This window comes from Mesorhizobium sp. P3_A2, from assembly GCF_056403115.1.
Genome location: NZ_JBFUGC010000005.1, coordinates 53,158 through 79,105 on the forward strand (window position 1 = coordinate 53,158; position 25,948 = coordinate 79,105).

Genomic DNA, 25,948 nt, shown 5'->3' on the forward strand with positions numbered 1-25,948 from the left:
ATCCTCACACTGTTCCAGGCCGAATCTCAGCTGGCGGGCGCGTAGCGCAGCAGCGTCACGCCCTGGGCAAGGCTTTGCGTGCCGAGCGGCTGCAAGGTCAGCGACAGGCCGGACTGGAAATACGGCTTGCCGCCGCCCAGCACGACCGGCTGCATGTAGAGCCGGTATTCGTCGATCAGGCCCGCGCGCGCAAATTGTGCGGCAAGATCGGCGCCGCTGACGGAGATTTCGCCCTCCGTCTGCGATTTGAACTGACTTGCAACGGTTTCGACATCCCCACTCACCAGCCGGGCATTGGGTCCGACGTCGCTAAGCGTGGTCGAAAACACAATCTTCGGGGTCTTTTGCCAGGCATCGGCAAAATCCCGCTCTACCTCGTCCCCGGTCTCGCGCTCCGGACTGTCCCAGAAGCGCATCGCCTCATACATCCGGCGTCCGCAGAGCGCGATCGCGGTCCGCCGCATCTCGCCGTTGAAATGCCGGTGCAAGTCTTCTTCGGGTGCCGGCAAGCCGATGTCGCCGGACGGCCCTTCGATGTAGCCGTCCAGCGACGTCAGCATGGAATAGACGATCTTTCCCACGTGTACCTCCGTTCGATGCCTATAGGCTATATATCTGATTGCGATTTGCAATCAGATATCAAAGAGCGAACGGACTCCGGTGGATCACCGGGGCCAACACTCGGACCAGCAATTATGTTCTGTCGCTGTGAACCTTCGCGCCGGCCGGGATGACCCACTCCTGAAGGAAACACTTTCAGGAGAGAGAAAATGTCTTCACCCCGTTATATCTTTCGCAACACGGCGACCACTGTTGCCTTAATCGCAGCCGCGCTCGCCAGCACGTCGGCCTTCGCCGAACAGGCCAACATCAAGTCGATGTCCTTCGACACGCAGAGCGCCAACACCACGCTTCACGTCGTTTCGAGCGACAAGCAGAAATGGGACAGGCTGAAGAGCGGCACCGTCCAGTTCTGGGGCCACATGAAGATCGATACACGCTGGCCCGGCTACGTTCAGGATGTCGGTGTCGCACTCGGCGTCTGCGGACCCGGCCAATGCGGCCCGTTTCCGCCGATCTGGAGCGCGGCACCGGTCAGCCGTGACTACGACCACCAGGAAAACTTCGCCTTTGATCCGGCCAATATACCCCTGTCGTCGAACACCGGCATTGCCGTCGTGCCCTATGGCGACCAGATCATCGCCAGGTGCAACCAGCACCTGCAGGCCGACGGTCCGACGAAATCCTATTCGTTCAGCCACACATTCGACGCCAGCTTCACGGCACTTACCGACAAAGCGCTCGACATGGGCAATGCCGTCGCCGAGACCCAGCAGGGCAGCTGGCCCTATCCGCTTTTCGATTCGAACTACGCCGCGCATGGCACCTTCCAGGTGCAGGTTGTCTGCGACCCGGTGATCAAGCCCGATGTCCAGGACATCGCTGCCGATTTCGGCAAGTTCGAGGTCGAGAACGTCAAGCTGTTCTTGACCACCTACCAGTCGAACCAACCGGGCTCGACTCCTGGCACTGTCTGTCCCTCGCTCAAGGTTACCAGCCGGGCGCAGGCCAACCAGGCCGGACCGGTCTCGATGCGCATCTGGCGACAGAAGGACGGCGGACCGATCACCTCCGAGTTCAAGCAGGCGTGGGCATCGTATGACGCAAGCAAGAATGGTTATTACGCCAACTATGAGAAGTGGGAGAACGTCGGCGCCACGGCCTATTTCCAGTACAAGACCGAGATTGTCGGCAATGGACCGTTCGAACCCTTCGACGGCTGGAAGGACATCACGGTGCATTGTACCGGCGCCGGCGGCGGTGGCTTCACCGACGCACCGCAGACCGATCCCGACAACCCGCCGGCAAAGGCCGACTGGCAAGGTGAAGTGACCGTTTCCGACAGCGCAGGAGCGAGAAAACTCTGCCCTCGCAAGGGCCAGGTCGCATTCGAGGTGAGCCGCGACGAGCCCGGCGCGTTTCACTACCGGATCGGCTGTTCGAACGGCGCCTTCTTCACCGGCACCACGGTCGCCTTCAACGATGGCGGCGTCTTCAAAGCCAGCGCGGCACATGATCTCAGCATCGTCAGAACCCGCTCGATCCAGTGCACGCTGCAGGAGATCAAGCAGAACGGCTCCATCGCCACCGTCGATACGGACAAGGAGGATTTCACCTGCATCAAGCGCACCTCCGAACCGGAGGCTGACGATCTCGTCTCCAGCACGCGTCCGGACTTCGGCAAGCCGAGACTGCCGCCGGTCGTCGTCGATCCCGGCCGCAAATGCCTGCCCAGCCAGACATTGCGGCGCGGCAAATGCATCGACAAGCCGATCGTTGCCGCGTGCAAGAGCACCGAAAAGCTTGTCAACGGCAGGTGCATCGGCGTCAGCATTCACTGTCTGCCAGGCTATCGTCAGGTCGGCTTGAAATGCGTGAGGAACCCTGTAGTCGCCGACCAGTGCAGGCGCGACGAATTGCGCATCAACGGCAAATGCGTGCGCAAGCCTCCCGTCATCATCGACTGCAAACGCGGTTACCACCCGGTCGGCAAGGCATGCGTGAAGGACGCCATCATCACCACTGGCTGCCAGACGACCGAAAAGCTGGTGCGTGGACATTGCGTGCCGAAGCAACCCGTCAAGACGTTCAATCTGCAGAGAGTGAAGCAAGGCAGCGGCAAGCTGTTTGCGCCGGGATTGGCCAAGCCGCGGCGTCACGTGAACTGAAATTTGACGCTACAGACCTGGAGAGGCGGCCCACTGCCGCCTCTCTGCATTGTGTGGATCAGTCGCCCACACCGGATTCCTGTCGACAAGCGGCGCCGAGACGATTAGGGCGGAAGCAAGCTCAACAACGGGAAGCGGACATGGCCAGGAAGACCCTGATTGCGCCATCGGTGCTGGCGTCGGATTTCTCGAGGCTTGGCGACGAGGTCGAGGCGGTGGCCGCGGCCGGCGCCGACTGGATCCATCTCGACGTCATGGACGGGCATTTCGTGCCCAACATCACCTTCGGCCCGCCGGTGATCAAGGCCATCCGCAACCGCACCAAGGCCTTCTTCGACTGCCATCTGATGATTGCGCCTGCCGATCCCTATCTGGCCGCCTTTGCCGATGCCGGCTGCGACGGCATGACCGTGCATGCCGAGGCTGGACCGCATCTCGACCGTTCGTTGCAGACCATCAAGGGTCTCGGCAAGAAGGCTGGCGTGTCGCTCAATCCGGCGACTCCGGAAAGCGCGATCGAATATGTGCTCGACCGGCTCGACCTGATCCTGATCATGACCGTCAATCCGGGCTTTGGCGGCCAGGCCTTCATCCCGGCCATGATCGACAAGGTCAAGCGGGTCAAGGCGCTGATCGGCAACCGGCCGATCCGCATCGAGATCGACGGCGGCGTGTCGCCGGAGACGGCTCCCCTGGTCACATCGGCCGGCGCCGACGTGCTGGTGGCGGGCGCCGCCGTCTTCAAAGGCGGCAGCGTTGAAGCCTATAGGGCCAATATCGAAGCCATCCGAACCGCGGCCGACCGGGCTGCCGGCTGACATCAGCTTCAAGACAAATTCTCGGCGGTTCTGATCAATTGGTCCGATCCTCCAAGGCGCCCCTGTTACGGGAGGGCGCAGCTCGCCAATCTGACGCGCGTTAAGGAAAAATTACCCGTATTCCTGATCTCACAACCATGTCGCGAAGACGCGGGCCACACCGTTGGACAAAGTTTCTTCATAAGAACAAGTTTTTCACGATATTCGTTACTTCCTCGGAGTAAGATGCGTACAACCTTCCTCTTTAAGTCGAATATCGTGACCTTCCCCTTGAGCCATGGATGCCTCAAGGCATATAGTACAAGTACGGGCGAATCGTTTGCTTCGAGAACGGGCTGGCGGAGCATGGGAGAGCGACAGGAGCCATATTGACCTACGGATCTTCCGATATGATTGAAGGCGCGGGGGCCAAGAGCACACTCGCCAGTACGGTCTATCAACAGCTTCGCGACGATCTCCTGCGCGGCGTGTTTGAAAGTGAAAGCAAGCTTCGTGTCGAATGGGTGGTTTCCCGTTACGGCGCCGGCGCCTCGCCGGTTCGCGAGGCTCTCAACCGGCTTGCTTCGGAAGGCCTGCTTGGCCGGCACGACCAGCGCGGTTTCTTCATCATGCCGGTCAGTGCCCCGGAACTCGAGGAATTGACACGCACCCGATGCTGGCTGGAAGAGCGGGCGCTGCGTGAATCCATTGCCAACCGCACCGGCGAATGGGAAGAGCAGTTGGTGCTGGCCTTGCATCGGCTGGCGCGCGCGCAGCGCCGTTTGCCGGAGGATCCGTCCTCGAACAATCCGGAATGGGAAAAGCTGCATCGCGCCTTCCATCGGGCACTTATCGCAGGCTGCCGGTCGCACTGGTTGACCGGCTTTTGCGACCAGCTTTCCGATCAGGCCTCCCGCTACCGGCTGATCTCCCAGGACGGGGCCGAGCGCGACGATATCGGCGAACATCGCCTGATTGCCGAGCGCACCGTGGATGGCGATGCCGATGGCGCCGTCGAAGCGCTGCTCAACCACTACCGTTTGACGGCAGCCATGTGCATGGAGCGCTTCAACGAGAGCGGCGATCTCGGGGCAAGCAAGGCGTTGCGCGGCCGCAGATAGCAACACTTGCGGTTTTTCGATCCGAAATCTGCTTGCAGGGGTGTTCCGAAAAGCGGTTGTTTTTTTTCGAGACCATGCGCTAGGGAAGACGTATGAGCAATCATCTGTTCGACGCCTTTCGCGACTCCATGCCTGCGCCCGAGCGCACCTTGATGGAGACCGATGACGGGCGTTCGATCCGCTATGGCGACATGCTGGCGCGGTCGGCGCAATTGGCGCAGGCGCTGAAGCATTTGGGCGTCGAGCCCGGCGACCGCGTCGCGGTGCAGGTCGAAAAAAGCCCCGAATGCATTTTCCTTTATCTGGCCTGCCTGCGCGCCGGTGCGGTCTTCCTGCCGCTCAACACCGCCTACACGTTGACGGAGCTCGGCTATTTCTTCGGCGATGCCGAGCCGCGGCTGGTCGTCTGCGACCCGGCGCGGGCCGGCGATATCGCGCCGCTGGCAAAGACTTCGGGCGCAGTTACCGCCACACTCGGCAGCAACGGTGAAGGCTCGCTGACCGAACTGGCCGCGCAACAGCCCGCGGATTCTGACGATATGGCGCGCGGGCCGGACGACCTCGCGGCGATCCTCTACACATCGGGCACCACCGGCCGTTCGAAGGGCGCCATGCTCAGCCACGAAAACCTGGCCTCCAACGCGCGCGTGCTGGTCGAGCAATGGCGCTTCACCAGGGACGACGTGCTGATCCATGCGCTGCCGATCTTCCACACGCATGGCCTGTTCGTCGCCACCAACGTCGCCCTGATGGCCGGCGCCTCGATGCTGTTCGAGCAGAAATTCGACGCCAGCCGCATCGTCTCGCTTCTGCCGCGCGCCACGGTGTTGATGGGCGTGCCGACCTTCTATACCAGGCTCTTGCAGCAACAGGGACTCGACGCGCAGGCGGCGAAGAATATCCGCCTGTTCGTTTCCGGCTCGGCGCCGCTGCTCTCAGAAACGCACAAGGCCTGGCGCGAGCGCACCGGCCACGCGATCCTCGAGCGCTACGGCATGACCGAGACCAACATGAACACCTCGAACCCGTACGAGGGCGAGCGCCGCGCTGGCACGGTCGGCTTCCCGCTCCCCGGCGTTTCGCTGCGCATAGCCGATCCCGACAGTGGTGCTGCGCTAGCCCAGGGTGAAGTCGGCATGATTGAGGTGAAGGGGCCGAATGTCTTTTCCGGCTATTGGCGCATGCCGGAGAAAACCAAGGCGGAATTCCGCGCCGACGGCTTTTTCATCACCGGCGATCTCGGCTTCATCGATTCCGATGGCTACGTCCACATTGTCGGGCGCGGCAAGGACCTGATCATTTCCGGCGGCTACAACATCTACCCGAAGGAAATCGAGAGCGAGATCGACGCGCTGGCCGGCGTCGTGGAAAGTGCGGTCATCGGTCTTACACATCCCGATTTCGGCGAAGGCGTCACCGCTGTCGTGGTGCGGGCGCCTGCCTCGCAGATTACCGGCGCGGAGATCGTTGGCGCCATTGCCGGCCAGTTGGCGAAATACAAGCACCCGAAGCAGGTCATCTTCGTCGATGAATTGCCGCGCAACACGATGGGCAAGGTGCAAAAGAACCTGCTGCGCGAAACCTACAAGGGCCTCTACGGCCGTTAAGAAGCCGGCTAATCACTTGGCTTCAGGCACTCCACGGTCACCTGTTCGCGGTAGTACCGTCCCTACCTGCGCGGCTTTGGAGTGCCGGAACCCCATAGGGCGCGGTTCAGCAGGCTGCGTTTGCGCTTGCGCGGGATGAGGTCGACATCGCTGACGAGCTTGGCGCCGCCCTCACGCCTTTCCAGGGTGATCTTGCGGCTGTGGAAGGCTTCGAGCTCCGCGCGGTGCGCCACGCTGATGATGGTGACATCAGGCAGTTCGCGGATCACCGTCTTCATCATCGTGTCCTGGCTCTTCTCATCGAGCGCCGAAGTCGCTTCATCCAGCACCACGATATCGGGGCGATGCAGCAGCAGGCGCGCGAAGGCGAGGCGTTGCTTTTCGCCACCCGACAGCGTCTGGTCCCATGGCGCGTCTTCCCTGATCCTGTCGGTGAGATAGCCAAGCCCCACCTTGTCGAGGGCAGCCTTGATCTGCTTGATCGTCCACTTGTCCGCCGCCGCGGGATAGGCGACCGCGCGGCGAAGCGTGCCGGTGGGGATGTAGGGGCGTTGCGGCAGCATGAACAGGCGCCTGTCGGCGTGGAAATTGACGCTGCCGCCGCCCCATGGCCACAGGCCCGCGACGGCCCGCACTAGCGTCGACTTGCCTGAACCAGATTCGCCAGCCACCAGCACCCGCTCGCCCGGCTCGATCACGACCTCGGTTTCCTTGACCACGGAGGTGCCGTCGTCGAGTGTCACGGAAAGATTGTCGAGGCTGAGGATGGCGCCGTCTTCGGTTTCGCCCCGGTTGATGCGTCCGAGCGCATCGCTCTGCTCGGCGCGCTCGAGCCCGTCGAGCGACATCATCAGCGAGGCAATGCGCCGCGCGGAGGCGTTCCAGTCGGCGAGACGCGGATAGTTGTCGACCAGCCAGCCGAACGCGCCTTGCACGATGCCAAAGGCAGACGCCGCCTGCATCACCTCGCCAAGCGTCATCGAGCCTTCGAGGAATTTTGGCGCGCACAGCAGGATCGGCACGACCGGCGCAAACAGGCTCGATCCCTGCGACACCGCCGCCGTGCGCATGTGCTGTCCGGTCAGCAGCGCCCATTGCCTCAGCACATGGCCGAAATTCCTGTCGATGCCGCCGCGCTCCTCCTCCTCGCCGCCCAGCAAGGCGATGCTCTCGCCGTTTTCGCGCACGCGCGTCAGCGTGTAGCGCAGCTCGGCCTCCGCCTGGTTCTTCCGCTCGGAGAGCTGGACGAAATTGCGGCCGATGACCACCATCGAGGTCGAGGTGATGGCGGCATAGATGATCGCGGTGATGACCAGGAAGCCGGGAATGGTGATGCTCTCGCCGCCGATCGGCAGGGTGAGCGCGCCGCCGATGGTCCACAGCACGACAATAAAGGTCGAGGCCGACAGGAACGCGTTGAGGACGCCGGCGATGAAATCGACCGGCGACTCGGTGGCGATGCGCAGATCATCGGTCATGCGGGCCTCGGGGTTCTGGTGGTCGCCGCCCACGAGGTTCAGCTGGTAGTAGCGGCCGTTTGCCAGCCAGCGCGCGACGACCCCGGTGGTCAACCAGGAACGCCAGCGGCGTTGGATCGTCATGCGCAGGTAGACCTGCGCGACGACAAGGCTGCCGCTGCAGATCACCAGCGGCACGAATACGGCGCTGAGGAAATAGACTGTGCGGGCGTTGCGCTGCTCGAGGGCATCGAACATCGAGCGGTTCCAGACATTGATGCCATACTGGAAACCGATGTTGGTGCAGATCAGCAGCAGCACTCCGATCGTGAATGGCCAGGCGAGCCGGTCGCCGCGTCGGCTCCAGTAGCCGCGCGCGCTGATCCAGAAACGCCGCAGCAGGTATTTCTTGCGCGCCTGCTCGGCCTCTTCGGGCGTCAGCTGCGGATCGGGTTCGATAGCTTCCGGCGGCGGCCCCGCCTGGCCGTCGACCTCCGGCGCTGCGTCGGCGGGCGTCGGCTTCTTTTCGCGCGGCTTCTCCTCGCCCGTTCGTCGGTCGCGCGGCTTTTGTCGTGATGGCTTTTCCCGGCGCGACTTCGGGGCATCGCTCGGTCTGATGCCGTCGGTCGGTTTCGATTTGGGTTTCGCCTCGGACATACGCCCCGACAACGGCCTCGAAATCAAAAGGTTTCATAGCTTGAGACGACAACAGCCGCAGCCCTGTCATTTCAGGCTGAGCAGCTCCACAACATGGTCGGCGATTGCCAGGCTCGCCGTCAGGCCGGGGCTCTCGATGCCGAACAGATTGACGATCGGCCCAGCGCCGTGCTCGGCCGGGCCCTGGATGATGAAATCTGCCGCCGGCTGGCCTGGACCGGAAAGTTTTGGCCTGACGCCGGCATAGGCGGGCTGCAATGCGCCATCGGCAAGGCCGGGCCAGTAGCGCCGGATCTCCTCGTAGAAGGCGGCGCTTCGGCCGGGATCGACGGTATAGTCGACGCGATCGATCCATTCGACATCAGGGCCAAAGCGCGCGCTGCCGCCCAGGTCGAGGGTCAGGTGAACGCCAAGACCGCCATGGACTGGCACCGGATAGATCAGCCGCGAAAAGGGCGAGCGGCCCGACAGCGCGAAATAGTTGCCCCGCGCCAGCCTTAGCGGCGGAACGAGGTCTTGCGGAAAACCCACGATGCGGCCGGCCAATGCCTGTGCGTCGAGGCCGGCGGAGTTGATGAAGGCACCGGCCTTGAGACGGAACCCCTCACCATCGGCGTCACGCGTGTCGATCCGGATGCCGTCGGCTTCGATGGCCGCGCCGGTAACAGTCGTGAGCAGCGCGAAGGATACGCCAGCGGCCTCCGCGTCGCCACGCAGCGACAGCATCAGCGCCTGGCTGTCGACGATGCCGGTCGATGGTGACAGCAACGCACCGGCGCAGGTCAGCGCGGGTTCGAGGTTTTCGGCCTCTGCGCGCGTCAAAAGCGTGAGGTCACCCACTCCGCATTGCGCCGCGTTGATCTGGATCGCCTGCAGCCTGTCCAACTGGTCGGGTTCGACGGCAACGATCAGCTTGCCGGTGCGCCGGTGAGCGACGCCGTGTTCGCGGCAATAGGCATAGAGGCGCTCGCGACCCGCGACGCAGAGCCGGGCCTTCAGGCTGCCCGGCGCATAGTGGAGCCCGGCATGGATGACTTCCGAATTGCGCGAACTGGTGCCCGTGCCGATGGCTGCGGCCTTCTCGACCACCAGCACCTCGCGGCCCGCCAGCGCCAGCGCACGGGCAATGGCGATGCCGACAACACCCGCCCCGGCAACAACGCAATCGACATCATGCATGGATGGACTTTAGCGCCGACTGTCCGCGCGTGCAAAAACCCTGTCGCCGCCGATCCACACGGCCTTGACGTCGAGATCGTCCGACAGCGCGACGATATCGGCCGCGGTGCCGTTGGCGAAGCGGCCAAGCCGGTGCGCCTGGCCGACGGCTTGCGCCGGATAGAGCGAGGCCATGCGCAAGGCCTCCGACAGGTCCAGCCCGACAACCCGGTGCACATAACGGACGGCCGAGATCATATCGAGATCGGCTCCGGCCAGCGTGCCGTCGGCCAACCGCAGGCTGCCGTCCTTGCGGTAGATGATGCGGCCGTTGAGGGTAAACGAGGTCATGTCGGTGCCGATCGTCGCCATGGCGTCTGTGACCAGCACGATCCTGCCCGGTCCCTGCTTGGCGCGCAGCGCGATTGCCATGGTCGCCGGGTCGACATGGATGCCGTCGGCGATGATCCCGGCCGACAGGCCGCCTATGTCGATGGCCGCCCCCGCCAGCCCCGGCTCGCGGTTACCGATCTGGCTCATGGCGTTGAACAGATGCGTGACCACGCTGGCGCCGGCCTCGGCAAAGGCTTTGGCCGTGGTGTAGCCGGTGTCGGAATGGCCGAGACTGACGATTATGCCGGCCTTGGCGAGTGCGGCGACGCGGGCAGGCTCGACGGATTCGGGCGCGATCGTCGTCAGCAGTACCGGCAGGTTTTTGCGCGCCGCGATCAGGGCCGTCTGGTCGGCATCCGTCATCGGCCGGATCAGGGCCGGGTCATGCGCACCCTTGCGGGCGACGGACAGATGCGGTCCTTCGAGATGCAGGCCCAGAAACCCCGGCAGATTTTGCCGCGCCGCCTCGGTACCGGCGGCAATCGCCGCGGCCGTGATTGCGGGCGTGTCGGTGATCAGCGTCGGCAGCAGCGCCGTGGTGCCGAACGGCGCGTGCGCCCGACAAATGGTTGCAAGCGAGGCGACATCGGGATGGTCGTTGAGCATGACGCCGCCGCCGCCATTGACCTGCAGGTCGACGAAGCCCGGCGCAAGCATGCCGCCGCCGGTGTCGATGCGGGCAACGTCGGAAGGAATGGCACCGACACGATGAATGCCTTCGACCACATCGCCGTGCACGAGCAGGGCGGCATCATCATGCCAGTCGTCGCCGTCGAAAATCCGGGCGCCAGTCAGGGCAAAACGGTCGCTCATACGGTTTCCGTCACCTTGCGCAGATTGCGCGGTACATCCGGATCGAGGCCGCGATGGCGTGCGAAGGCCTCGACGAAGCCGTAGAAGGAGACGATCAGCGTCAGCGGGTCGGTCAAGGGATGCCCCGTGGCGACATGCGGCAATGGCCGTGCGCTCCTGGACTTGTCCGAGGTGATGAAGACGGCGGCGCCCTTGCCCGCAAGGTTGTCGGCGGCCTCGGCCACGGAAGGCTCCGAGGCATCGCGGGCGGCCAGCGCCAGCACCGGGAAGCCCGGCCCGACCAGCGCCAGCGGGCCGTGCATGACCTCGGCCGCGCTATAGGCCTCGGCATGCATGCCGCAGGTCTCCTTGAATTTCAGCGCCGCCTCGTTGGCCATCGCTGCGGACGGACCACGGCCGAGGATGAACAGCGACTGCGGCGTCTCCAGTGCGCCGGCCAGCGCCATCCAGTCGCAGGCGATCGCCTTGCTGAAATGCTCGGGCAGCCGGGCAAGGGCGGCGAGCAGCTTGTCGTCGCCGGTGCAATGCGCCATCAGCGCCAGCCCGGCGACCGCCGAATTGACGAAGGTTTTCGTTGCCGCGACGCTGCGTTCGGGCCCGGCCAGGATGTCGATGGCAAAATCCGAGGCGCGCGCCAGCGGCGAATCGGCGGTGTTGGTGATGGCGACGGTTAGCGATCCGCCTGCCCGCGCCGTCTCCGCCATGGCGACGATGTCCGGACTCTTGCCCGATTGCGAGATCGCCAGGCAGGCCGATCCCGCGAGCTTGAGCTTGGCGCCATAGATCGAGGCGATTGACGGGCCGACCGATGCCACGGCCAGACCGGCGGTCAATTCGACGGCATATTTCATGAAGGTGGCCGCATGGTCGGACGAGCCGCGCGCAACGGTGACGACGAAGCTCGGGTCGCGCTCGCGAATGCCACGCCCGGCCTCGGTCAGCACCGCCGCTGAGCCGTCGAGCAGGCGCGCCACGGCTTCGGGAATTTCGTCGATCTCGCGCCGCATATGGGTGGTGTTGGGGATCATGGTCGGCCCTCTTCGCTCGGCCCTGTCAGGCGCAGTTCGGCGACGAAATCATAGGCGTCGCCCCGGTAGATGGAGCGGGTGAATTCGATCACCTTGCCGCTCGCCAGATAGGAAATGCGTTCGATGTGCAGTCCGGCAATGCCCGGCGGCACTTCGAGCAGGCGTGCGTCGTCGTCGCCGAGATTGGCGGCCGAAATGCGCTGCACCGCCCGCACTGGCCGGTTGCCGGTCAACTCCAGCGCCGCATAAAGGGAAGAACCTATTCCTGCCGGATCCGGCAGCACGCTGGCCGACAGCGAGGCGCGCTCGATGGCCAGCGGCGTATCGTTGGCGATGCGCAGGCGCGCCACACGCGCCACCAGTTCGCTGGAGGACAGGCCGAGCACCATCATCTCGTCGGGCGAGGGCGCATAGAGGCCACGGTCGAGCCAGGCCGAACGCACCGCCATGCCGCGCCGGGCCATGTCCTCGGTGAAGGAGGTCAGCCGCGACAGCGACTGCTCGACGCGCTCCATGCGTGGCGCAACGAAGGTGCCGGAACCGTGGCGCTGCACCAGGATGCCGCCCTTGACCAGATCCTGCACCGCCTTGCGCACGGTGACGCGCGAAATGTCGGCCTTGGTCGCGATGTCGCGCTCGGAAGGCAGCGCGTCGCCCGGCCCGATCAGGCCGCGATTGACAGCGTCCTCGATGCTTTTCCTGAGCTGCAGATAGAGCGGCGCGCCACTTTGCGACGATTGCTTCAGCGTGGCGAAAATCTGGTCGGCGGCCTCGCTCATCGCGCGGCCTCCGCTTTGGCGAAGATGCGAGCCGCCATCTGCACGGCGCCACCCAGCGCATCGTCGAGCGGCGCCTTGAGCAGCGCCTGGTAGCGCCGGGAAAGGCGCGGCGCATAGAGTGGCGCCAGCCCGCCGAGCAGGCAGAGCGGGGCGCTATCGGAAAGGTCGAGCGCGCCGAGCGATGCCTCGACATCGGCGACCGCCTTGTCGACGATCCAGTTGGCGACGGCGTCGCCCTTCTCGGCATGCTCGAACACCTTGGGCGCGAAGCCGCCGAAATCGCCGGGCTTGGCGTTGGTGGTGAATTCGACCACGTCTTCGGGATTGTTGCGGAAAGTGGCCATCATGCTGTCGGTCAGGGCTGAGCGCGGGCGGACACCGTCATGGGCAAGCAGCGTCTGTTCAAGCAAATCGCGGCCGATACGGGCGCCGCTGCCTTGGTCGCCGACCTGGAAACCCCAGCCGCCAATGGCCCGCGATACCCCGCTCTTGCGTGCCATATAGGCAGTGCCGGTGCCGAGAATGGCCATGGCGCCGTCGCCCGAGCCGACAGCGCCTTCCAGCGCGATCTCGGCGTCGGTCTCGACGCGGCTGATGCTGAACGGCAGGATCGCTTCGAGCTGCTGCCGGTAGGTGCCGACATTGGCGCCGGCGAGGCCGAGAATGGCTGGGGTCTGCGGGATCAGGTCCGGGTTTTGCCCAGCAGCGATGAAGGCCTGCCGCGCCGACTCGACGATATGAGTGCGAGCGCCGGTGAGATCGGTGCGGATGTTGGCGGCGCCGCTTTTGGCGCGGCCGATGACAGAGCCATCGCCTGTCGCAAGGGCTGCCCTGCAGCTGGTGCCGCCGCCATCGATACCGAGCACGAAATTCACGCGATTTCTCCTCCGGGCGGATAATACCAATAAAATACCAATAGCCAAGGATTAATTTCCGTTTCAAAAAGATTAAGGTGTATTTTATTGAAAAACCTAGACATTTCGCCGGCTCAGAGATTTCTGCCAGTCAAATCCGTTAATGCGTGTGGACAAGTGGTATTTTTTTGGTATTGTTCGCCCATCGGAGGAAATGGGATGGCCGAACCGCGCACGGAAGCGCTCCACCAGAATGCCGAGGGACTGGACATCCAGGCCCCGGACACCATCCTGTCTTCGCTCGCCAATGCGCAGATCGAGGCCGCCAAGGCCGTCCGCGACGCCATTCCCGCCATCGCTGCCGCAGCCGAGATCATCGCCGGCCGGCTGAACGGCGGCGGCAAGCTTGCCTATGCGGCGGCCGGCAGCTCCGGCTTGATGGCGCTGGCCGACGCGCTGGAATTGCCCGGTACGTTCGGCATCAAGCGCGAGCGCATCGTCATCCTCATCGCCGGTGGCGACGAGGCCTTCAAGACGCTGGCCGGCGGGCCGGAAGACGACACCGACGAAGCCTCGGCGGCTATTGCCGGCGCCGGCATCGGCAAGAGCGACTGCCTGATCGCAATTTCGGCCAGCGGCTCGACGCCCTATGCGGTGCAGGCGCTGAAGGATGCACGCGGCAGGGGTGCCGCGACAATTGCCATTGCCAACAACAAGGACACGCCGCTGCTCAGGCTGGCCGACGTCGCCATCCTGCTGGAGACACCGCCGGAGGTGATTGCCGGCTCGACGCGCATGGGCGCCGGCACCGCGCAGAAGATCGCGCTCAACATGCTGTCGACGCTCACCGCCATCCATCTCGGCCACGTCCATGACGGCTACATGGTCAATCTCACCGCCGACAACATCAAGCTGCGCGACCGCGCGGCACGCATCGTCGCCGCCATCAGCGGCCACGACCGGCAAGATGCCGCGCGCCTGCTCGAGCAGAGCGGCGGCGTTGTCAAAACCGCCATTCTGCTCGCCGCCGGCGCTGCCAACGCCGATGTGGCCGAGAAGATACTGGAAGGGACCGGCCACAAGCTCAGGCCAGCCCTTTCCGCGATCGAGGGGAACAAGGGCGCGAAGGCCCCTGTTCTCAAAACCGAACCTGAAAAAGGTCAACAGGGAGACTAGCATGACAACGAAACTACTGACGGCACTGCTTCTCGGCACAAGCATTCTCGGCACTGCCGGGTTGGCTCACGCCGCCGACGTTACCCTCAACATCGAAAGCTGGCGCGGCGACGACCTCACCATCTGGAAGGACAAGCTGATCCCGGCCTTCGAAGCCAAGAACCCCGGCATCAAGGTGGTGTTCGCACCCTCGGCTCCGACCGAATATGACGCCGCCCTCGGCGCCAAGCTCGCAGCCGGCTCGGCTGGCGACCTGATCACCTGCCGCCCGTTCGACAAGTCGCTCGAACTGTTCAAGAAGGGCAACCTCGCCGATCTGTCGGCGCTGCCCGGCATGGAAAACTTCTCGCCTGTCGCCAAGGCTGCCTGGCAGACCGACGACGGCAAGTCGAGCTTCTGCGTGCCGATGGCTTCGGTCATCCACGGCTTCATCTACAACAAGGACGCCTTCGACAAGCTCGGCATCAAGGTGCCGACGACGCGTGACGAGTTCTTCGCCGCGCTCGACAAGATCAAGGCCGACGGCACCTACATCCCGATGGCGATGGGCACCAAGGATCTCTGGGAAGCCGCGACCATGGGCTATCAGAACATCGGCCCGAACTACTGGAAGGGTGAGGAAGGCCGCGCTGCGCTGATCAAGGGCGAGCAGAAGCTGACCGATGCCGACTGGGTCGCGCCCTATGCCGAGTTGGCCAAGTGGAAGCCCTATCTCGGCGACGGCTTCGAAGCCCAGACCTACCCGGACAGCCAGAACCTGTTCACGCTCGGCCGCGCCGCCATCTACCCGGCCGGGTCGTGGGAGATCGGCCTGTTCAACACCCAGGCGCAGTTCAAGATGGGCGCCTTCCCGCCGCCGGTCGAGAAGGCCGGCGACACCTGCTACATCTCCGACCATACCGATATCGGCATGGGCCTGAATGCGGCGTCGAAGAACGCCGATGCGGCCAAGACCTTCCTGTCCTGGGTCGCCTCGCCGGACTTCGCCACCATCTACGCCAACGCGCTGCCGGGCTTCTTCAGCCTGAACTCCAGCCCGGTGAAGATGGAAGATCCGCTGGCGCAGGAATTCGTCTCCTGGCGCGACAAGTGCAAGTCGACGATCCGCTCGACGTACCAGATTTTGTCGCGCGGCACGCCGAACCTGGAAAACGAGACCTGGGTCGAATCGGCCAACGTCATCAACGGCACCGACACGCCGGAAGCTGCCGCCAAGAAGCTGCAGGACGGCCTCGACAGCTGGTACAAGCCGGGCAAGTAAGGCTCAGAGAAAGACCGGCCGGGCACGTGCCCGGCCGGCCTTCACTTTACAGATAGCGATTGTCGGCACTGCCTCTCGGCCTTACCCTCTTGTCTTGTGGGGAAAGGCTGGCTGACCAGTCGCAGGCCTTCGTCCTGCCCATGCCGGGGCAAGGACATCGGGGCCGTGCATCGAGGCATCATCTGGCATCGACACCCTTTGGAACCGAGAGACGGCGGGGACCGCACTCATGGCCGCAGAAACACGACCGAAACGACCGTTCCGCTGGCATATCGGCGTCTTCCTGGCGCCGGCGCTGCTGGTGTATACGGCGATCATGATCCTGCCGCTGGCAGGCACCCTGCAGCTGTCGCTGTTCCGCAACATCGAGCAGCACCAGGTCTTCGTCGGCTTCGACAATTTCCGCACCTTGTTCGGCGACCCCAACTGGTCGGTCAATTTCTGGAACGCGCTGAGGAACAATGTCTGGTTCTTCATCATTCACATGCTGGTACAGAACCCGATCGGCGTCATGCTGGCGGCATTGCTGTCCAGCCCGCGGCTGAGGTTCGCCGCCTTCTACCGCACGGCGATCTTCGTACCGACCATCCTGTCCTTCGTCATTGTCGGTTTCGCCTGGAAGCTGATCCTGTCGCCGCTCTGGGGCGTGGCGCCGCATCTGATGGACCTGGTCGGCCTGAAAAGCTTTTTCACGCCATGGCTCGGCAAGGAAGAATACGCGCTGACCGCGCTCAGCCTGATCTCGGTGTGGCAGTTCGTCGGCATTCCGATGATGCTGATCTATGCAGCACTCCTGTCAATCCCCGAAGAGGTGATCGAAGCCGCCGAATGCGATGGCATTACCGGTATGTCGCAGTTCTGGAAGATCAAGCTGCCGCTCATCCTGCCATCGATCGGCATCATCTCGATCCTGACCTTCGTCGGCAATTTCAACGCCTTCGACTTGATCTACACCGCGCAAGGGGCGCTGGCCGGGCCGAACTATTCGACCGATATTCTGGGCACCTTCCTCTACCGCGCCTTCTTCGGCTTCCAGCTGCAGGTCGGCGATCCCAATATGGGGGCGGCGATCGCCACGATGATGTTCCTGATCATCCTCGGCGGCGTCTGCGTCTACCTGTTCCTCGTCCAGACGCGCCTGCGTCGCTACCAGTTCTGAGGGGCAAGAGATGAGCACCGCCACCCGTTCCCTGCCTCGCACCATCGGCGCCCACGCGATCCTGCTGACCTATACGGTGATCGCGCTGTTTCCGGTGATCCTGGTCATCATGAATTCGTTCAAGTCGCGCGCCGGCATCTTCAGCGAACCGCTGACGCCGCCGACGCCGAAGACATTCGACCTGATCGGCTACAACACGGTGATCGGCCAGGGCGACTTCATCCACTATTTCCAGAACAGCCTCGTTGTCACCGTCGCCTCGCTCTTCTTCGTGCTTCTGTTCGGCGCCATGGCGGCGTTTGCGCTGTCGGAATACCGCTTCCGCGGCAACACGCTGATGGGGCTTTATCTCGCGCTCGGCATCATGATCCCGATCCGGCTCGGCACCGTCGCCATCCTGCAATTGATGGTGGCGAGCGGGCTGGTCAACACGCTGACGGCGCTGATCCTGGTCTACACCGCGCAAGGCCTGCCACTGGCCGTCTTCATCCTGTCCGAATTTATGAAGCAGGTGTCCGATGATCTGAAGAATGCCGGCCGCATCGACGGCCTGTCGGAATACACGATCTTCTTCCGGCTGGTGCTGCCGCTGGTGCGGCCCTCGATGGCGACGGTCGCCGTCTTCACCATGATCCCGATCTGGAACGATCTGTGGTTCCCGCTGATCCTGGCGCCGTCTGAAGAGACCAAGACGGTGACGCTCGGCGCGCAGCTCTTCCTCGGCCAGTTCGTCACCAACTGGAACGCCATCCTGGCAGCGCTCTCGCTGGCGATCATGCCGGTGCTGATCCTCTATGTCATCTTCTCGCGGCAGCTGATCCGCGGCATCACGTCCGGGGCCGTCAAGTGAGCCGTAACAGTCAATTCTCCATAGGGTTGCGCTTCACCCCACCCGGCGCTTCGCGCCGACCTCCCCATCGAGGGGAGGTAGCAGGTCGCCGCTTTATTCTCGGCCGCCCCCCGTTTCAGCCCCGATCTGCACCTTCGGCGATGGGCATATTCACGCCAACACCCTACCTCCCCTTGATGGGGAGGTCGGCGCGAAGCGCCGGGTGGGGTGACACCCTCTCAAGAAAAAGTGGAGTAGTCGGTGAGCGATAAAACACCCCTTCGCGTCGTCGTCGCCGGCCTCGGCAATATGGGCCGCAGCCATGCGCTGGCTTACCACACCAATCCGGGCTTCGAGATCGCCGCACTCATCAACCGCTCCGACGTGCCGCTGCCGGACGGGCTGTCGGGCTATGGCATCAGGCGCTCTTTCGACGACGCCTTGCGCGACGAAAAGCCCGATGTCGCCTGCATCGCCACCTATTCCGACAGCCATGCCGACTATGCGGTGAAGGCGTTCGAGTCCGGCTGCCATGTCTTTGTCGAAAAGCCGCTGGCAACGACGGTGGCGGATGCAAAACGCGTCGTCGCCGCCGCCAAGGCCAATGGCAAGAAGCTGGTGATCGGCTACATCCTGCGCCATCATCCGTCCTGGGTCAGGCTGATCGCCGAGGCGCGCAAGCTCGGCGGCCCTTACGTCTTCCGCATGAACCTCAACCAGCAATCGTCGGGCCCGACCTGGCAGACGCACAAGCAGCTGATGCAGACGACGTCGCCGATCGTCGATTGCGGCGTGCACTATCTCGACGTGATGCTGCAGATCACCGACGCCAAGCCCGTCGAGGTGCGCGGCATGGGGCTGCGGCTGACCGAGGAGATCGCGCCGACCATGTACAATTACGGCCATCTGCAGGTGCTGTTCGATGACGGGTCGGTCGGCTGGTACGAGGCCGCCTGGGGACCGATGATCTCGGAAACGGCGTTCTTCGTGAAGGACGTTATTTCGCCCAATGGCTGCGTGTCGATCGTCATGAAGGAAGGCGTAAAGTCCGATGACATCGACACCCATACCAAGACCTCGACCATCCGCCTGCACAGTGCGGCGACCGGCGCCGACGGCAAATTCGCCAGGCCGGACGAGATGCTGTCGATGGAAGGCGAACCCGGCCATCAGGATCTCTGCGATCTCGAACAGGCTTTTGTGCTGAAGGCGATCCGGGAAGACATCGACCTGACCCGCCACATGGACGACGCCGTAAAATCGCTCGCCGTCTGCCTTGCTGCCGATGAGAGCGTGCGCAGCGGCGCCGCCGTCAAACTCTAACGACAGGAACGAAGCCGTGGGTTCGCTGGTAATCGAAAATGTGAAGAAGGCTTTCGGGCCGGTCGAGGTGCTGAAAGGCATCAACCTCGAAGTGAACGATGGCGAATTCGTCGTCTTCGTCGGCCCGTCGGGCTGTGGCAAGTCTACCTTGCTCAGGGTCATTGCAGGACTGGAGGATTCGACCTCGGGCCGGGTGGTGATCGACGGCGCGGATGTTTCGGCGACACCGCCAGCAAAACGCGGCATCGCCATGGTGTTCCAGACCTATGCGCTCTACCCGCATCTGACGGTGAAGAACAATATGGGCCTTGGCCTGAAACAGGCCGGCACGCCGGCAGCCGAGATCGATCGCCGCATCGGCATCGCATCGTCGATGCTGTCGCTGGAGCCCTATCTCGAAAGGCGGCCGGCGGAACTGTCGGGCGGCCAGCGCCAACGCGTCGCCATCGGCCGCGCCGTGGTGCGCGAGCCGAAACTGTTCCTGTTCGACGAGCCGCTGTCGAATCTTGATGCAGCACTTCGTGTCAACACGCGGTTGGAGATCGCGCAGTTGCACCGCCGGCTGAAGGCGACGATGATCTACGTCACCCACGACCAGGTCGAGGCGATGACGCTGGCCGACAAGATCGTCGTGCTCAACGCTGGGAAGATCGAGCAGATCGGCGGACCGATGGAGCTCTACAATTCGCCGGCAAACGAGTTTGTCGCCGGCTTCATCGGCTCGCCGAAGATGAACTTCATCGATGGCGCACGGCTGGGCGAGACGGCCAAGACCATTGGCGTGCGGCCGGAGCATCTGACGGTCGATGCAAAGGCTGGCGCCTGGAAAGGAACAGTGGTGCACGCCGAGCATCTCGGCGCCGACACCAACCTCTATCTCGACTGCGAAAAAGCCGGGCTGATCACGGTGCGGATTTTCGGCGTCTATGATGCGGAGCCGGGCGCGACGCTCTATGCGACGCCGGAGCCGGGCAAGACATACCGGTTCGGAGCGGACGGGAAGACGATCAAGTAGGTCGGGAGCACCAGAGCGATCACGCCGCGCCGAGCAGCACCGCGCCGTGAATGGCCGCCTGCCAGCCCAGGGCCGCCCAGCGTGTGTCCAGGGGCTGGACAAGAAGCGAGTGCGGCAGGCTGTCGGCGATGCGCTGCTTGAGCGTCTGCCGGGGATAGGATTTCATGTCGACGATCCCGCCGCCGATCAGGATCGTCTGCGGGGAAAACAGGGCGGCTGCCGTTGCGATGGTCACCGCCTGCTGCCAGACGATCTCGTCGAGCCATTCGCGCAGTGACGGCGGCTGTCCGGTCGCCGAAAACAGATCGGCCACGGGGATATCGTAATCCGTCGCAAGGTCGACGAGCGTTGCCCCCGAAGCGTAGGTCTCGACCCGGTTCGGCGGTCCGCTCTCGTCGGGCCGGTAGATCGGCATATGGCCGATTTCGAGCGCCCAGCCACCGCCCCTGAAAATGCCGTCCTTGCCGAGATAGGCCGCACCGATGCCGGTGCCGAGATAGACCGCCAGAACCTCCTTTTGCCGCTTCACCGCGCCGGCAACGCTCTCGCCCAGCAATTGCAGCACGACGTCGCGTTCGAGCCGGACAGGAATGCCGAGCCGCGATGCCAGTTCGGTGCCCAGCCGGATGCCGTTCAGTTCAGGAATGTTGGCCGTGTGTAGCACCGTGTCGAAATCGGGGCCGATGAAACCAGGCACGGTCGCAACGACGCGCGCAGGCTTGAGGCCGGCATCGCGGCAGGCCGCGGTGACAGCGTCGGCCAGTCCCGCCACCGGCGCGCCTTGGCGCAGCTGCGCGGTGGGGTAGGTGCGGGCAAAATCCACCGGGTTGCCGTGGTCGGCAAAGCCAACCTTGACCGATGTGCCACCAATCTCGACCACCGCGATCGTGTCATCCGCTATTTGATCGGTCATGCCAGCGTTTCCAGAAACTCTGAAAGCCAGGCGCGAAATTCCTGTCGGTAGGCGACGCGATCCTGCGACTTGGCGGTGATGGTGCGAAGCGTGGCGGACGGAATGAGCCCGGCCAGCGCCTGCGCGTCGGCCAGTCGATGGACGAGGTCATGGTCGTGACCGATGACCAGGGTCGGCACCGCAATGGCGCGGATATCGGCCTCGCTCACGCCGGGGCCATCGCCCGCGATTGCCAAAAGCAGCCTGCCGAACAGAGCCGGGCTCGGGCGAGTGAAGAAGCCTTGCAGGCTGCTGAGATTGTCCGGCGCGAGCCTCGCCAGTTCGGCGGCCGTGCTGCTTTCGTCAAACAGACGCCTGGCGTCTTCAGGCGAATGGCGCATCAAGAGGTCGCCGACCACGGCATAGGGTTTCATATTGGCCGGTGCAGCCTCCGATACCCAGGCAGGCCGGGCGAGCACCAAGGCCCTCACACGGGCCGGCTTGTGCACCGCCAGACGCAGCGCGAGCGCGGCGCCCATCGAGATGCCGCCGACGACAGCCGGACCGATTCCGATAGCCTCGGCCAGCGCTTCGACGTCCTCGGCAAACGTCGCGATCGAAAGCCGCTCGACCGGCCCGTAGCCGGATCCACCCTGACCCCGGCATTCGAGCGTCATGCGCCGTGTCCGCGGCAGATCGGGAAACACGTCGGCGACCTGCGCTTCATCGCCGCCCAGCCCATGCTGGAAGATGACGGGAAGGCCGACGCCGACATCCCGATAGGCAAGGTCGACACCGTCGCGGCTGAAGGTCTGTTTCACGCGTTTCCGCTTTCTTCGAGGACGCCGCGCAGAAAGGCGCCGACATCAGGCGCCTCGGCTTCCGTCAGACCATGCGTGATCAAGGGGCCGTCGAACCCGGCGGCCTTCAGGCGACCTATGAAATGCGGGAAGTCGACAACGCCGTATCCGGCGGCGGCAAAGCTGCCATCGGCATGGCGGTCCTTGGCATGAGCCATGCCGATCTCCGCGGCCAGCAGATCGACAGCCTCGTCGATCAGGCGATGACGCTCGGCTCCATCGGCTACTTCGAACAGGTTGGCCGGGTCGAGCACGATGCGCAGGCGCTTGCTGTTCATCTCGTCGAGCAAGCGGCGTGCGGACCGCGCGCTGGACACGACATTGGCGAGTTCAGGCTCGATGCCAAGCTCGATGTCGAAGCGTTCGGCAATCGCGACCGCCGCTTCCATCTCCGCGCGAAGATCGCTCCACGCCGCCTCGCTGGCATTGTCTGGGTGCCAGCGCCATTGGTCCTCAGCATCCCTGGTGCCGGTGCACAGTGTGATCAGCCTTGTGCCCATATCGGCGCATGAGGCGGCGAGCACTTCAAGCCGGGCAAGACCTGACACACGAACCGAGCAATCCGGATGGATCATGTTGTAGGTTCCCGACACGGCCGCGATCGAAACCCTGGTCTCGCCGCTCGCCGCGGCGACGGATCGAGCCGCATCGGGCTCGATGCCGTCCGGCATCGACGGCAGGCCAAGGCACGCCATGTTGAACTGCGCCGCCGCGTAGCCGGCATCCGCAACCGCGCGCAACACCGGCAAGGCGCCGGTGGCGGCAAAGGTCTTGGCGAAGATGCCGAGCCGCATCACACCACCCCGTCGACATCGGTGAGGTTGACGGCGCGGCCGCCGGCAGCGGCGGAGCGGGCGATTGCCGCCATTCCCCTGACGGATGCTATGCCGTCGTCGATGCCGGCGCCGACCATCGGCGCGCCATTCAGCACAACATCGGCAAAGCCTTCGAGCTGGCGGCGATAGAAATGGCCGTCCGCGCCGAGCGTGCGATGCCAGCCGCCATCGGCCTCGCGGAAGATGTCGACCTCGCTGCTCCTGTAGTACCAGGGGTTATAGGTCTTCGCGAGAACGCTGCCGTTCTGGCCGTAGATCTGGAACCCTTCGTGCCAGTCCATGCGCACGGCGACCGTCAGGTCGAGATGGCCGACCGAACCGTCGGCAAAAATGGTGGTGACGAACCAGCAATAGGCGCCGTAGCGCTCGGTGAGCCGGGCCTCGACAGCCTCGATCGGCCCATGCAGATGGCGTGCCGTGTCGAGCAGATGGCTGCCATGCGCCAGCATGTAGTATTGGCGCAAATTCGCCTTGGGATTGACGGAGGGCTTGCGCGCCTTGGCGCTGGTGATGATCAGCGGCTGTACCGCGTCGGTCATGGGATAACGGTGGGTGCTGTCGCAATACCAGCCCTTGAAGGCCAGCCGCTCGCCCATCTCGTCGTCGACGAAGGCCTTTGCCGCCTGGATGCCAGGATCGAAGCGCTTCATATGGCCGACCTGAAGCACCTTGCCGCTCTTGTCGAGCGCGGACCGCAAGCCTTCGACTTCCTCGACCGAAACACCAAGCGGCTTTTCGCACAGCACATGTTTGCCGGCATCGAGCGCAAGTTCCGCAGCCTTGACGTGAAACGTGTCCGACGTCGCGATGATGACGGCATCGAGGTCGGGATCGGCCAGCATCTGGCCATAGTCGGCATAGGATTTTTCCGGCGCGTAGGTCGCCGCCATCCTGTCGCGCAGATCGTCGGCGACATCGCAGATGGCATAGAGATCGGCATTGCGCGCCTTGGTGCAGGATTCGAAATGCGCGGCCTGCGCAATCGGGCCGCAGCCGAGCACGCCGACACGCAGCCGCTTTTCGTCTTTGCGAGGCATGGAATTCTCTCCTGATTAGCGCGCGGCGAGGCCGCGAAGTTGAAATTGCGGATCGCCCGACAAAGCTGCCTGATGCAGCAGGCAGGCAGCGCCCAGGGCCGGGCCGTCGGCGCCGACGCGCGACAGTTCGACCGTGGGAACGGGATAACCTTCGGCGAGGAAGTCCGACAGGAAAGCTTCCACCTGTTCGGCGACAAAGGGATAGACGGCATTGACCGAGCCGGAGAGAATGATGCGCTCCGGCTGCAAGGTGCAGGCGAGCGTCGCCAGGCCACGGCCGAACCAGAGCGCCCAGTCGCGCGCGGTGGCGACAGCCGCCGGATCGCCGCCGGCAAGCGCCGCCACAAACTCATCCACGCCGGCGCGCCGCCCGCTTATGTGGAGATAGCGCGCGAGCAAAGCATCCTTGCCGACATAGGATTCCAGCCGGCCCGGGCGCTTGGCGTCGAAGACGAAACCTTCGTCGCCAATGCGTAAGTGCCCGATTTCGCCGGCGCCGCCGAGCCGGCCGCGATGCAGCCTGCCGGCATTGATGATGCCGCCGCCGACGCCGTTCTCGATCAGGATGACCAGGGCGTCTTCATCGTCCTTTCCCGGCTGCGCCCGGTATGTCTCGGCCACGGCGACAGCATTGGCATCGTTTTCCAAGAGGATCGGAAAATCGTCGCCAAAGGCGTTGCCCAAGAGCTCCGCCAAATTGACCCCGTGCCAGCCAAGGATGGTGGCATGGTATGAAACGCCGTCGGCGGCGGGGAAGCCGGGCACGGCGACATTGAGCCCGTAGGGGCGCGCGCCGTCGGGCAATTGCGCCCGGATCTCTCCGACAAGCTCCTTGATGATGGCGACAGCGGCTTCAGGCGTGCTGCCAGGGCCGGCAAAGGCCCGCGAGGCGCTGGCACGCTGCGCGCCGGCAAGATCGACGGCCACCGCCGCGATCCAGTTCACGCCGATATAGGCGCCAAGGAAAAAGCCGCCATTGCCGTCGATTTCGACCAGGATACCGGGGCGGCCGACCCGGCCTTCGCCATCCTGCTCGTCATCCGCTCCATCCGACCGTTCACGCGCCAGACCGGCTTCGGTCAGGCCGAGCACCAGGGCGCCGGTGGTCGACCGGGTCAGGCCGAGGTCGCGCGCAAGCGCTGCCCGGCTCAACGCGCCGGCTCGAAACAGCGCCGCAAGGGCCCGCGTTTCATTCGGCCGAAGATCGGTCGACACCAGCACATTTTCCTCCGCGATTTGTTTGATTGACATACTAATCGACTTCCTCCGCGATTTGAAAGGGCCAAAATAGAGTGCAATGCAACAAAATATTTGGCCTTCCGAGCCTATTGACCGGCGTTTCGATCGGTGATTTGTATCCAAAACTTACAAATTGGCATGGGAGGATGCGATGCCGGTTCTAGCGCGTCTCGAACATATCGTGAAGGATTTCGGTGCCGTCCGCGCGCTGGACAATGTCTCGCTCGACATCAATGAGGGCGAGGTTCTCGGCCTAATGGGCGACAATGGCGCCGGCAAGTCGACGCTGGTCAAAACCATCGCCGGCAATTTCCAGCCGACGTCCGGCACCTATGTGCTGGAAGGCAAACCGGTGCTGCTGTCGGGGCCAGCGGATGCGCGCAGGCACGGCATCGAGGTCGTCTACCAGGACCTGGCGATTTGCGACAATCTGACGGCGTCGGCCAATGTCTTCCTTGGCCGCGAGATCATGAGGCAGCTTGGGCCGCTGAAGGTGCTCGACCACAAGAGCATGAACCAGCGCTCGGCCGAGATCTTCCGCGAGCTGAAGTCGGAGACGCGGCCCGCCGATCTGGTCGTGCGCATGTCGGGTGGCCAGCGGCAGGCGGTTGCCATCGCCAGGACCCGGCTGGCCAAATCCAAGATCGTGCTGATGGACGAGCCGACCGCGGCGATCAGCGTCAGGCAGGTCGCCGAAGTGCTGGCCCTGATCCGCCGCATGAAGGACCAGGGCCTGTCGGTCATCCTGATCAGCCACCGCATGCCCGACGTGTTCGAGGTTTGCGACCGCGTGGTGGTGATGCGCCGCGGCCGCAAGGTCGCCGACAAGCCGATCGCCCAATCGAGCCCCGAAGAAGTGACCGGCCTGATCACCGGCGCCATCCAGACCGCCTGAAACAGCCTCGCCACGGAGCCATGCCATGAGCGC

At 64.0% G+C, this 25,948-nt stretch carries 23 protein-coding genes; 11 read left to right on the plus strand and 12 right to left on the minus strand.

Translation table 11 applies throughout. The annotated features are described in order from the left end of the window. Nucleotides 1-26: 26 nt before the first annotated feature. Nucleotides 27-581 carry a dihydrofolate reductase family protein gene (locus AC1DXM_RS13185; RefSeq protein ID WP_477233441.1) on the minus strand — a complete coding sequence of 185 codons (555 nt, stop codon included), beginning with the start codon at nt 579-581 and terminating at the stop codon, nt 27-29. Nucleotides 582-770: 189 nt separating this feature from the next. Between AC1DXM_RS13185 and AC1DXM_RS13190 the strand changes: the two genes are divergently transcribed. The 4 genes from AC1DXM_RS13190 to AC1DXM_RS13205 all read left to right on the plus strand — a co-directional run bounded on the left by AC1DXM_RS13190 (nt 771) and on the right by AC1DXM_RS13205 (nt 6,254). Beyond that, on the plus strand, nt 771-2,729 hold the full coding sequence (locus tag AC1DXM_RS13190; RefSeq protein ID WP_477233442.1) for a hypothetical protein: 1,959 nt from the start codon (nt 771-773) through the stop codon (nt 2,727-2,729). Between the two features lie 140 nt (nt 2,730-2,869). Beyond that, complete coding sequence (gene rpe / locus AC1DXM_RS13195; RefSeq protein ID WP_477233443.1) at nt 2,870-3,547, plus strand: ribulose-phosphate 3-epimerase; 678 nt, start codon at nt 2,870-2,872, stop codon at nt 3,545-3,547. A 368-nt stretch (nt 3,548-3,915) separates the two neighbouring features. Further along, the gene (locus AC1DXM_RS13200; protein ID WP_477233444.1) at nt 3,916-4,647 is read left to right on the plus strand and encodes a GntR family transcriptional regulator; all 732 of its coding nucleotides are present in this window, start codon (nt 3,916-3,918) and stop codon (nt 4,645-4,647) included. A gap of 92 nt (nt 4,648-4,739) precedes the next feature. After that, entirely contained in the window at nt 4,740-6,254 is a 1,515-nt protein-coding gene (locus AC1DXM_RS13205; protein ID WP_477233445.1) for a malonate--CoA ligase, read from the plus strand. 62 nt (nt 6,255-6,316) lie between these two features. On the opposite strand, the gene AC1DXM_RS13210 is transcribed toward AC1DXM_RS13205, so the two are convergent. The 6 genes from AC1DXM_RS13210 to AC1DXM_RS13235 form a co-directional block, all read right to left on the minus strand. Then, a complete protein-coding gene (locus tag AC1DXM_RS13210; protein ID WP_477233446.1) occupies nt 6,317-8,368 on the minus strand; it encodes an ABC transporter ATP-binding protein/permease in 2,052 nt (683 codons plus the stop codon). A gap of 66 nt (nt 8,369-8,434) precedes the next feature. Then, on the minus strand, nt 8,435-9,547 hold the full coding sequence (locus AC1DXM_RS13215; RefSeq protein ID WP_477233447.1) for an NAD(P)/FAD-dependent oxidoreductase: 1,113 nt from the start codon (nt 9,545-9,547) through the stop codon (nt 8,435-8,437). 9 nt (nt 9,548-9,556) lie between these two features. Beyond that, nucleotides 9,557-10,732: an N-acetylglucosamine-6-phosphate deacetylase gene (gene nagA / locus AC1DXM_RS13220; RefSeq protein ID WP_477233448.1), complete on the minus strand. Its 1,176-nt coding sequence runs from the start codon at nt 10,730-10,732 to the stop codon at nt 9,557-9,559. Further along, nucleotides 10,729-11,760 carry an SIS domain-containing protein gene (locus AC1DXM_RS13225; protein ID WP_477233449.1) on the minus strand — a complete coding sequence of 344 codons (1,032 nt, stop codon included), beginning with the start codon at nt 11,758-11,760 and terminating at the stop codon, nt 10,729-10,731. Before AC1DXM_RS13225 ends, nagA begins: the two co-directional genes overlap by 4 nt. Further along, complete coding sequence (locus tag AC1DXM_RS13230) at nt 11,757-12,539, minus strand: GntR family transcriptional regulator (protein WP_477233450.1); 783 nt, start codon at nt 12,537-12,539, stop codon at nt 11,757-11,759. The genes AC1DXM_RS13225 and AC1DXM_RS13230 overlap by 4 nt, the downstream gene beginning before the upstream one ends. Beyond that, entirely contained in the window at nt 12,536-13,414 is an 879-nt protein-coding gene (locus AC1DXM_RS13235) for a glucosamine kinase nucleotide-binding domain-containing protein (protein WP_477233451.1), read from the minus strand. Before AC1DXM_RS13235 ends, AC1DXM_RS13230 begins: the two co-directional genes overlap by 4 nt. A gap of 198 nt (nt 13,415-13,612) precedes the next feature. Between AC1DXM_RS13235 and AC1DXM_RS13240 the strand changes: the two genes are divergently transcribed. The 6 genes from AC1DXM_RS13240 to AC1DXM_RS13265 all read left to right on the plus strand — a co-directional run bounded on the left by AC1DXM_RS13240 (nt 13,613) and on the right by AC1DXM_RS13265 (nt 20,156). Next, nucleotides 13,613-14,569, plus strand: a complete 957-nt coding sequence (locus tag AC1DXM_RS13240; RefSeq protein WP_477233452.1) for an N-acetylmuramic acid 6-phosphate etherase — start codon at nt 13,613-13,615, stop codon at nt 14,567-14,569. Between the two features lies 1 nt (nt 14,570). Further along, nucleotides 14,571-15,830 carry an ABC transporter substrate-binding protein gene (locus tag AC1DXM_RS13245; protein WP_436257783.1) on the plus strand — a complete coding sequence of 420 codons (1,260 nt, stop codon included), beginning with the start codon at nt 14,571-14,573 and terminating at the stop codon, nt 15,828-15,830. Nucleotides 15,831-16,059: 229 nt separating this feature from the next. Then, the gene (locus AC1DXM_RS13250; RefSeq protein WP_477233453.1) at nt 16,060-16,989 is read left to right on the plus strand and encodes a carbohydrate ABC transporter permease; all 930 of its coding nucleotides are present in this window, start codon (nt 16,060-16,062) and stop codon (nt 16,987-16,989) included. Between the two features lie 10 nt (nt 16,990-16,999). Continuing rightward, a complete protein-coding gene (locus AC1DXM_RS13255) occupies nt 17,000-17,839 on the plus strand; it encodes a carbohydrate ABC transporter permease (RefSeq protein WP_454575885.1) in 840 nt (279 codons plus the stop codon). Between the two features lie 240 nt (nt 17,840-18,079). Further along, nucleotides 18,080-19,141 (plus strand): Gfo/Idh/MocA family protein, encoded by a 1,062-nt coding sequence (locus AC1DXM_RS13260; protein WP_477233454.1) that lies wholly within the window; start codon nt 18,080-18,082, stop codon nt 19,139-19,141. 16 nt (nt 19,142-19,157) lie between these two features. Next, the gene (locus AC1DXM_RS13265; RefSeq protein WP_477233455.1) at nt 19,158-20,156 is read left to right on the plus strand and encodes an ABC transporter ATP-binding protein; all 999 of its coding nucleotides are present in this window, start codon (nt 19,158-19,160) and stop codon (nt 20,154-20,156) included. A 19-nt stretch (nt 20,157-20,175) separates the two neighbouring features. Here AC1DXM_RS13265 and AC1DXM_RS13270 read toward each other — a convergent pair whose 3' ends face one another. The 5 genes from AC1DXM_RS13270 to AC1DXM_RS13290 are packed head-to-tail and all read right to left on the minus strand — an operon-like array spanning nt 20,176 to nt 25,032. Next, nucleotides 20,176-21,069, minus strand: a complete 894-nt coding sequence (locus AC1DXM_RS13270; RefSeq protein ID WP_477233456.1) for an ROK family protein — start codon at nt 21,067-21,069, stop codon at nt 20,176-20,178. Then, nucleotides 21,066-21,869 (minus strand): alpha/beta fold hydrolase, encoded by an 804-nt coding sequence (locus AC1DXM_RS13275; protein WP_477233457.1) that lies wholly within the window; start codon nt 21,867-21,869, stop codon nt 21,066-21,068. The genes AC1DXM_RS13270 and AC1DXM_RS13275 overlap by 4 nt, the downstream gene beginning before the upstream one ends. Beyond that, complete coding sequence (locus tag AC1DXM_RS13280) at nt 21,866-22,702, minus strand: sugar phosphate isomerase/epimerase family protein (RefSeq protein WP_477233458.1); 837 nt, start codon at nt 22,700-22,702, stop codon at nt 21,866-21,868. Before AC1DXM_RS13280 ends, AC1DXM_RS13275 begins: the two co-directional genes overlap by 4 nt. Continuing rightward, nucleotides 22,702-23,781 (minus strand): Gfo/Idh/MocA family protein, encoded by a 1,080-nt coding sequence (locus AC1DXM_RS13285; RefSeq protein WP_477233459.1) that lies wholly within the window; start codon nt 23,779-23,781, stop codon nt 22,702-22,704. Before AC1DXM_RS13285 ends, AC1DXM_RS13280 begins: the two co-directional genes overlap by 1 nt. A gap of 15 nt (nt 23,782-23,796) precedes the next feature. Beyond that, nucleotides 23,797-25,032: an ROK family transcriptional regulator gene (locus AC1DXM_RS13290; RefSeq protein WP_477233460.1), complete on the minus strand. Its 1,236-nt coding sequence runs from the start codon at nt 25,030-25,032 to the stop codon at nt 23,797-23,799. Between the two features lie 139 nt (nt 25,033-25,171). On the opposite strand from AC1DXM_RS13290, the gene AC1DXM_RS13295 reads away from it, so the two are divergent. Then, nucleotides 25,172-25,915 carry an ATP-binding cassette domain-containing protein gene (locus tag AC1DXM_RS13295; RefSeq protein ID WP_477233461.1) on the plus strand — a complete coding sequence of 248 codons (744 nt, stop codon included), beginning with the start codon at nt 25,172-25,174 and terminating at the stop codon, nt 25,913-25,915. Nucleotides 25,916-25,948 lie beyond the last annotated feature (33 nt).

Bases quoted from the DNA above. Each gene is read 5' to 3' on its own strand.
- AC1DXM_RS13190 (WP_477233442.1), top strand. From the start codon at position 771: ATGTCTTCACCCCGTTATATCTTTCGCAACACGGCGACCACTGTTGCC.
- rpe (WP_477233443.1), top strand. From the start codon at position 2,870: ATGGCCAGGAAGACCCTGATTGCGCCATCGGTGCTGGCGTCGGATTTC.
- AC1DXM_RS13205 (WP_477233445.1), top strand. From the start codon at position 4,740: ATGAGCAATCATCTGTTCGACGCCTTTCGCGACTCCATGCCTGCGCCC.
- AC1DXM_RS13210 (WP_477233446.1), bottom strand. From the start codon at position 8,368: ATGTCCGAGGCGAAACCCAAATCGAAACCGACCGACGGCATCAGACCG.
- AC1DXM_RS13215 (WP_477233447.1), bottom strand. From the start codon at position 9,547: ATGCATGATGTCGATTGCGTTGTTGCCGGGGCGGGTGTTGTCGGCATC.
- nagA (WP_477233448.1), bottom strand. From the start codon at position 10,732: ATGAGCGACCGTTTTGCCCTGACTGGCGCCCGGATTTTCGACGGCGAC.
- AC1DXM_RS13225 (WP_477233449.1), bottom strand. From the start codon at position 11,760: ATGATCCCCAACACCACCCATATGCGGCGCGAGATCGACGAAATTCCC.
- AC1DXM_RS13230 (WP_477233450.1), bottom strand. From the start codon at position 12,539: ATGAGCGAGGCCGCCGACCAGATTTTCGCCACGCTGAAGCAATCGTCG.
- AC1DXM_RS13240 (WP_477233452.1), top strand. From the start codon at position 13,613: ATGGCCGAACCGCGCACGGAAGCGCTCCACCAGAATGCCGAGGGACTG.
- AC1DXM_RS13245 (WP_436257783.1), top strand. From the start codon at position 14,571: ATGACAACGAAACTACTGACGGCACTGCTTCTCGGCACAAGCATTCTC.
- AC1DXM_RS13250 (WP_477233453.1), top strand. From the start codon at position 16,060: ATGGCCGCAGAAACACGACCGAAACGACCGTTCCGCTGGCATATCGGC.
- AC1DXM_RS13255 (WP_454575885.1), top strand. From the start codon at position 17,000: ATGAGCACCGCCACCCGTTCCCTGCCTCGCACCATCGGCGCCCACGCG.
- AC1DXM_RS13270 (WP_477233456.1), bottom strand. From the start codon at position 21,069: ATGACCGATCAAATAGCGGATGACACGATCGCGGTGGTCGAGATTGGT.
- AC1DXM_RS13280 (WP_477233458.1), bottom strand. From the start codon at position 22,702: ATGCGGCTCGGCATCTTCGCCAAGACCTTTGCCGCCACCGGCGCCTTG.
- AC1DXM_RS13285 (WP_477233459.1), bottom strand. From the start codon at position 23,781: ATGCCTCGCAAAGACGAAAAGCGGCTGCGTGTCGGCGTGCTCGGCTGC.
- AC1DXM_RS13290 (WP_477233460.1), bottom strand. From the start codon at position 25,032: ATGTCAATCAAACAAATCGCGGAGGAAAATGTGCTGGTGTCGACCGAT.
- AC1DXM_RS13295 (WP_477233461.1), top strand. From the start codon at position 25,172: ATGCCGGTTCTAGCGCGTCTCGAACATATCGTGAAGGATTTCGGTGCC.